We start from the raw sequence: 6,950 nt of genomic DNA on the forward strand, positions 1-6,950 counted from the left end.
TGAAATAAAAGATCACCTGGTGAATAGAGGTTGTGAGTAGAAACAAAAACAGTATTATACGAATTTCAAGCTAATGCTAGCAGAGGCTTAATAATAAAGAAGAGTATCTAACTAAAGGATAACGTTATTATTGTTGTCCTTTTACCTTGAATTCAAATCTTCCATAATCGGGGGCTTTGGCTTAATAAACTAAATCAGAAAATTGGTTCCTAAACATTGTAAAGGAACCAACCTATCATGCTCTAATTTGCTTAAGTTGTATATCTGCATTTTCCTGACGTCCCCCCTTTACAAGTTGTCCGAAACAACAACTATGGTCCACAACATTCAGTTATTGCTATTCGTTCACTGATTTTGGCACCTACTATGGGCGCTTTGTGTATAGTACTGTACCCTTGTTATTGATTTCTCCTTCTAATTTCTTTAAAAGCAAGTATACACCCACACTACCTGTTTCTTTGAAAACTCTCCAAATAAAATTAGACATACTATCCCACCTTATAAATTTGTATTAGGATTACTTTTTGAGAAAAAGCAGAAATCATTCAATGTAAAATTTGTTAAATAAACGAATATGGAACTATATAGTGCATTAGGAGGTTTACTACGTTTAAGCATCTTCCGTTATTAAAATCCCGGCCCCCCTTGTATGGTGTAGGATTATTTTGTCTATCAAAGTTTGAGGAGGTGTGAAACCAATGAATTGGTACTAATTTTATTTACTTACATAATAAATCAGGAAGAAGCAAATAAATAAGTATGCACCTCCTTTGCCCCTTGAACCTTCATAATAAAGGTTCAAGGGGCGACGGGGAATAAGGGTAAGATTTGATAAGTTCCCAAACTCAGTGGTTGTCTTAAGATTAATAAATCACTACTATTTTGTTTATAGTGTCGATTGGTCAAAAGCAGACCAAATTGTAACGATTGATTTAGAGGGAATGGGATTATTAATTAACAGAGAATTGGGTATGGAAAAAGCGTATATGGAACGGAAATTCATTGATAAAAGCTATTAAGTAAAATAGGTAAAAAAGGCTGCAGTAGGGGATAAACTACCGCAGCCTTTCTAGTTATTTATCTTAAAAAAGGATTAAATGGGGGATTCAACTGTTGTTACACAGGCCTTTTATCACTTTCTTTTGGGGGGCGTATGATCTTAAATGCCAATAACGCAGCAATGAGACCAAATACGGCAAGTAATATAAACATAAACGATACATTATGCTTCATAAAAAGGGCCATAACGGGTGGTCCTGCTGCGACACCTACAAAGCGCATCGCACTATAAAAGGATGTGATTGTCCCGCGTGTTTCCTTTTCAATTGTCTGGGTAATAAGCGCATCAAGGCAAGGGAGGCTCACACCGATTCCAATGCCACATGTTAAAAACACAGCAAGCAAATAGATGAGTTGAGCTGAGAAACTTACAGCTAAAGCGGACACCCCAGATAGCACAATCCCTCCAAAAGTAATCCATTTCATCGTCACCATATTATCTTTAATAACCTTTCCTGCTATAAATGATGAAATACAAAGGGAGGCTAGTGGAATAGCTAAAATAAATCCCTTTTTAATCCCCGTAAAATGATGTTCATCTTCTAATATGTTTGATAAATAGAAGAGAATACTAAATAGCATAAACATTAAAATGATACCGATAATAAATACTGCAAATAACCATTTACCATGCATGCGGAAAATAGACTTTGTGTTTTGCGTGAATTGCTTAAATGTTAAAGGCTCTTCTTCCTTCTTAGGCTTTTTGATTAAAAATAAGATTAGTAAAGCAGAAATCAGACAAAATACCGGAAAGGCGAAAAAGGGTAGAAACCAGATAAATACCGCTAGTAGGGATCCCAGTATTGGGCTTAAAACTTTTCCAAATGTGTTGGAAGTTTCAATAATGCCAAGGGAAGAACTTACTTCTTCGTCTTTCTTGAAAAGATCCCCAATTAAAGGCATAACAATAGGGGCGGTACCTGCGGCGCCAATACCTTGCAGGACCCTTCCAATCATAATAAAAAAATAGGGACTTTCCATTTTCCATGCGGCCCATCCTGAGACAAGGCCACCAATTCCAGCAATGATTAATGAGGGAAGGATTACAATTTTCCGTCCAAACCGATCCGATAAATACCCAGCGATGGGAATAAGAACGATGGCGACAATGGAATATAGGGTGATTATATAACTGGATTGTACCGTTGTGATACCAAGCTTTTTTTCCATTAAAGGAAGAATGGGAATAAGCATTGAATTTCCCAGTGTCATAATTAAGGGGATAGAGGCAAGCGATATAATTGCCCAACGCTTTTTGGCTATTTCATCCTGGGCTATTTCAACCTTTTTCTTCGACATCATGAAACTCCTTTCATTTAAAAATCACACTGTGTTTAGAATGTACGAAAAATAACCTTTCTATGAAGTTTTGCTATATAATGAACCCTTTATTTTCCGTGGCCATTCCACTTGGAATTCGGGCGGAAAGTTACACAAGCAAAGATGATATAATATAAACATCAACGAGGAAAGTGATAAATTTACGAGGGAGGAATTAAAACGAAAATTGAAGAAATACATCCACTAAACTTTGAAATAGAAAAGTTTGAAATCATTCAGAACCATTTCTTTAGCAAAATTAGCCTGAAAAATACCCTTTTTGATAAAAGTATAAAGTTTTGTGCGGGGGTATATTTAGCTTACTGGGAAGAGGAAGAAATTGAATGGGGAGTCTGTTGCATTATCGTTATCAATGATGAAACGAAGGCATTTGTTGAAAAAGCACGTAGCATCGGAAAGATTACTTTTCCGTACGTTCCCGTATATTTAGCATTTGGAGAACTTCCACTCGTTATCAAAGCAGCTAGGGGACTTTCTAACATACCGGATCTTTTTATGTTCGACGGAAATGGATATCTGCATCCCCGTCATATGGGAATTGCGGCACACGCCTCCTTTTTTTGATAAGCCAACTATCGGAGTAGCAAAAAGCTACTTTAAAATACATGGTGTTGATTTCATGATGTCTGGGAAGCAGATTCTTATGAAGATATTATCGTAAGGGATGAAATATATGGCAGAGTTTTGCGTACTCATAAAGACGTAACACCCATTTTCATCCCTTGTGGAAACTATATTGATTTACAAACAACTACAAAAATTACATTAAACTTAATTAATGATGAAAGTCGTCTGCCAATTCCAGTAAGGATGGCCGATTTGGAAATAAAGCGTATGAGAAAACAAATGGCTAGGAACCAGTAGGTTGTTAATTTACCCCAATTATATTCAATTACTTATACATAATGTATTACGGGAGACTTTATAGTCTTATATTAATTACGGAAAAAGGGATATCTATGTCTGATGGATTCAGAAGCGGTGGTAGAGCTTATGCACTGCCTGTCACTTTAGACGCTATCTTGCACTTATTTTAACCGATATTTTGCATGTTGGGATATAGCCGACATTTCGGGAATTCTGTATACTAATTGAATTTTAACCTAAAAAAGTCGAATTCCCGTACGATAAAGTTAAAACAGATGCAGTAGATGCCTATCACCTTTGTGAACTGTTTTATAAAGAAGAGTTAGAGCCTTATAAAAAGCGAGGTGTTCAACTTTTTAAACCTTCGTAACCTTACTAGACAACAAGAAAGTATTGCAGATATATCAGCCAAAACTAAGATACAGTTACACGCCTTGTTAGATCAAGTATTTCCAGAATATAGAGGTGTGTTTGGGAGTTTATATTCAAGGGTATCTTTGCTTACTTTACTAGCATTCCCAACATCCGAGGCTGTATTAAGTGCAAGTGAAAAGGAATTATCAGAGAAGATAAGTTCATTATGTAAAAGTCGTTCAGATCTTTGGGCACAAGAAAGGGCAAAAAAGTTAAAAGAAGCTGCCCTACGTAATCCGTTCCAAAACAACCTGTATCAGAGTAATATCTTTAATCTTGAAATGTTAGTTAATCTTGTTCTTCAATACCAAGAGCATCTATCTAAGATTGCGACTGAAATAGATGCCCTGGCTAAAGAAGAAGAATATCATATTCTGCAATCTATTCCTGGAATCGGAGAAAAAATCGCTGCCACGATTATTTCCGAGATTGGAGATAGATCGATTTAGTAATGCCAAAAAGCTCGTTGCATTCGCTGGAGTGGATCCGAGTGTTTACTCTTCTGGTAAGTTTACAGCATCAGTAAATCGAATCACCAAACGAGGATCTAATAGACTACGGCACGCCCTAACTAAGAGAGTTTTACGATAAAAAAAGTGAAGAAGGCAAACCCTTTAGAGTAGCAGTTATTGCATGTGTAAATAAGCTCTTACACTGGATTTACACCCTACTAAAAAGCAGAACTACTTTCCAAGATATAGCACTAAATATAGTAAAACCTTCCAACCACTGAATAATGGAGAGTTATTTGGCATGTGTATTTTTTTAGTATATCATGAGAAATTTAATTTTTTATGTGAAAAATATTGACAACTATTAGCTGGTTTAGCTTAAATATAAATATTTTAAAAATAACTGGGAAACATATTAAGGTGCATTATGGAAGGTGCACTAAACATGAATTTAATAAGGAGGATTACAATGGGCATTTTAAGTGGAAATCCAACAGATGAACCCATGCACTATGGTGAAGTATTTAGTACATGGTCATTTCTATTAACGGCAAAAGGGGCTATTGCAGGTTATCAAACTCACCTAAATCATGCAGGTGATGAAGACTTACAAAAATTACTTGAAGAAGCCATACGGGGTGGACAGCAAGAAATTAAAGAGATTGAAAGCCTATTAAAAGCAAATGGTGTTGCATTACCCCCAACCCCCCCTGAGCAACCTAAAGCTAACTTGAATGACATTCCAGCTGGAGCGCGTTTTTCAGACCCTGAAATAGCAGCTATGCTTTCAGGAAACATTGCAGCAGGATTAGTAGCATGCAGTACAATTATCGGGCAATCCATTCGAGAAGATATTGCAACGATGTTCGGTCAATTTCATGTTCAAAAGGCAACACTTGGAGCCAAAGTTCTGCGATTAAATAAAGAAAAAGGATGGTTAGTTCCACCACCCCTTCATCATAGTAACATTGAAGAGTAAACCTTTAGGTTTACTCTTTTTCTTATTGTATTATCCTGCCAGTTAGCGTAAGTACATCTTTTCACAAACTTTATATTGCATTGTTTTATGTATAATAATTCTGTAAATTTAGTCTACACTATGCCACCAAGCTAAGTAAATCCTTTCGGGCATTTACCAAAAAATTCGAACTCCGTTTGCGGAATAATTAAGAATAATTAAGCAACGGAATATTCCTTTTATAACATCTCAAAAACGAATGGTAATAAAACATAAGCTAATGCCAGGTGTAGATGATAAAGGTGTTTTTAAAAATCGCCTCTTATTCAACTCCTAAATTTCTTATTTTTCTACTAATGGTTGATTGATTAACTCCTAGTACTTTGGCGATTTTTGTTGTATGTTGATATTTTTCTTTTGCCAATGTTAACAACTGCCTTTCGACTTCTTCGATGCATTCATTCAACGGCATAATCTCATGAACTACAACATAATCTGAAACCGATTCCAATTTGCGTTCATTTTGTATGGGCAAAGATATCGAATCTAAACCTCTTTCATCAATTATATTATTCTCTGTTAGTATGATTAAGGTTCTACAATATTTTTTAATTCTCTTACGTTCCCTGGCCATTGATATTGTTGTAGTAATTCAGTTGCACGAGGGGAAATCGTTTTTGACAATCCATATTTATCATTAAAAAAATGAATGAAGTAATGGACGAAAGAAAGAATGTCTTCTTTTCTTTCACGTAAAGGTGGGATTTTAATCGGGATAACATTTAATCGATAATATAACTCCTCCCGAAAATTACCTTTCTCTACTTCTTCGTATAAATTACTATTTGTTGCTGCAATGAGACGGAAGTTTACTTTTATTTCAAGTACCTGCAATTTAGTGAAGGGGGAAGTTAGGAATGAATATCATGGATATCCATCAATCAATGGTAGGTCGAAAAATCACTCCATTAGATTCAGTGAATGAAACATTAAGAAAAATAAAAGCGAAAGATTCCGAATATAATGCTGGTCTCAGGACATCAATCAGCAACAGCTAATCGCACCACTGCACAATATTCCTCTTTGGTTACGGACAGCCACTCCTTCCCCGGATTATGAATATCGGAAAGCAGCACTCGGAAAAGGTGGTGTGGCCCATCTATCTATACCGAAAGATATTTGGATACAGCCCGTTAGCGATGGCTTTTTACCCAACACCGCCCGCAAACATAAATCATAACATTAGACCACATCTTAAAAGCGTGTGATCTATTTCTTCTGCTTACTAACAAATTAACCTATAAAAAATTAAACACCTAACCTTCATCTACAGAAATGGTAGAACTTACTAGTATATTTAATTACTATATCTACAAAAATACATAGTGCAAGTAATGAGGAGGGATGATATGACAGTAGCAACACAAGTAAAACAAACAATTGCAGGATTGAAAAGTGTTCAGGCAAGTTTTGAACAGTTTGCACTTGAGACAGAAAACAAACAAGCAAAACAACTATATCAAGATGCAGCACAACAAACTATGGGCGTACTAAACAATGTAGAACCAAGAGTTACTCAAATAGAACAAGAAGAACCACAATACAAACAATAAAAGCATTGGCGAGTAACTAAAGGAGGGCTTTTAGTAGCCTCCTACATACCTCAAATGAAGAGATGGGTGTGAGACATGCGAACAACCACAGTATTTTTTTTCCTTTGTTTAGCTTTATTATTGACCGCTTGTGGAAATGAACCACCACAGGAACAAGGACAACAACAAAGCGTTGATTCTCCGGATATTACAAAGATTTCCAATGAAAAACTAATTAGTCAGCAACCATCTAATAAAGCAAAA

8 protein-coding genes and 2 pseudogenes are annotated in these 6,950 nt (G+C 35.9%); 6 read left to right on the plus strand and 4 right to left on the minus strand.

From position 1 onward, the window contains the following. Positions 1-364 precede the first annotated feature (364 nt). Positions 365-487 carry a YqzL family protein gene (locus F1560_RS22620; RefSeq protein WP_149476590.1) on the minus strand — a complete coding sequence of 41 codons (123 nt, stop codon included), beginning with the start codon at positions 485-487 and terminating at the stop codon, positions 365-367. Positions 488-848: 361 nt separating this feature from the next. Between F1560_RS22620 and F1560_RS21110 the strand changes: the two genes are divergently transcribed. Further along, positions 849-1,019: a hypothetical protein gene (locus F1560_RS21110; protein WP_245347906.1), complete on the plus strand. Its 171-nt coding sequence runs from the start codon at positions 849-851 to the stop codon at positions 1,017-1,019. A 97-nt stretch (positions 1,020-1,116) separates the two neighbouring features. On the opposite strand, the gene F1560_RS21115 is transcribed toward F1560_RS21110, so the two are convergent. Continuing rightward, positions 1,117-2,361, minus strand: coding sequence for an MFS transporter (locus F1560_RS21115; RefSeq protein WP_425466049.1), 1,245 nt, complete (start codon positions 2,359-2,361; stop codon positions 1,117-1,119). A gap of 285 nt (positions 2,362-2,646) precedes the next feature. On the opposite strand from F1560_RS21115, the pseudogene F1560_RS21120 reads away from it, so the two are divergent. The 3 genes and pseudogenes from F1560_RS21120 to F1560_RS21130 all read left to right on the plus strand — a co-directional run bounded on the left by F1560_RS21120 (position 2,647) and on the right by F1560_RS21130 (position 5,115). Next, positions 2,647-3,267: pseudogene (locus F1560_RS21120) on the plus strand (endonuclease V). 265 nt (positions 3,268-3,532) lie between these two features. Next, positions 3,533-4,417, plus strand: a pseudogene (locus F1560_RS21125) (IS110 family RNA-guided transposase); the annotation flags it as partial. 188 nt (positions 4,418-4,605) lie between these two features. Further along, the gene (locus F1560_RS21130; protein WP_149476593.1) at positions 4,606-5,115 is read left to right on the plus strand and encodes a DUF3231 family protein; all 510 of its coding nucleotides are present in this window, start codon (positions 4,606-4,608) and stop codon (positions 5,113-5,115) included. 301 nt (positions 5,116-5,416) lie between these two features. On the opposite strand, the gene F1560_RS22520 is transcribed toward F1560_RS21130, so the two are convergent. Continuing rightward, positions 5,417-5,560 (minus strand): helix-turn-helix domain-containing protein, encoded by a 144-nt coding sequence (locus F1560_RS22520; protein WP_245347660.1) that lies wholly within the window; start codon positions 5,558-5,560, stop codon positions 5,417-5,419. 122 nt (positions 5,561-5,682) lie between these two features. Beyond that, positions 5,683-5,988 carry an AAA-type ATPase lid domain-containing protein gene (locus tag F1560_RS22810; RefSeq protein ID WP_149476594.1) on the minus strand — a complete coding sequence of 102 codons (306 nt, stop codon included), beginning with the start codon at positions 5,986-5,988 and terminating at the stop codon, positions 5,683-5,685. A 23-nt stretch (positions 5,989-6,011) separates the two neighbouring features. Between F1560_RS22810 and F1560_RS22255 the strand changes: the two genes are divergently transcribed. Both F1560_RS22255 and F1560_RS21140 read left to right on the plus strand, forming a co-directional pair. Next, positions 6,012-6,152, plus strand: a complete 141-nt coding sequence (locus F1560_RS22255; protein WP_187773793.1) for a hypothetical protein — start codon at positions 6,012-6,014, stop codon at positions 6,150-6,152. Positions 6,153-6,503: 351 nt separating this feature from the next. Continuing rightward, entirely contained in the window at positions 6,504-6,707 is a 204-nt protein-coding gene (locus F1560_RS21140; RefSeq protein ID WP_095308175.1) for a DUF1657 domain-containing protein, read from the plus strand. Positions 6,708-6,950 lie beyond the last annotated feature (243 nt).

The organism is Oceanobacillus polygoni (assembly GCF_008304605.1).
GTDB classification, from domain to species: domain Bacteria; phylum Bacillota; class Bacilli; order Bacillales; family Amphibacillaceae; genus Oceanobacillus; species Oceanobacillus polygoni.

Bases quoted from the DNA above. Each gene is read 5' to 3' on its own strand.
- F1560_RS22255 (WP_187773793.1), top strand. From the start codon at position 6,012: ATGAATATCATGGATATCCATCAATCAATGGTAGGTCGAAAAATCACT.
- F1560_RS21130 (WP_149476593.1), top strand. From the start codon at position 4,606: ATGGGCATTTTAAGTGGAAATCCAACAGATGAACCCATGCACTATGGT.
- F1560_RS22620 (WP_149476590.1), bottom strand. From the start codon at position 487: ATGTCTAATTTTATTTGGAGAGTTTTCAAAGAAACAGGTAGTGTGGGT.
- F1560_RS21140 (WP_095308175.1), top strand. From the start codon at position 6,504: ATGACAGTAGCAACACAAGTAAAACAAACAATTGCAGGATTGAAAAGT.
- F1560_RS21115 (WP_425466049.1), bottom strand. From the start codon at position 2,361: ATGTCGAAGAAAAAGGTTGAAATAGCCCAGGATGAAATAGCCAAAAAG.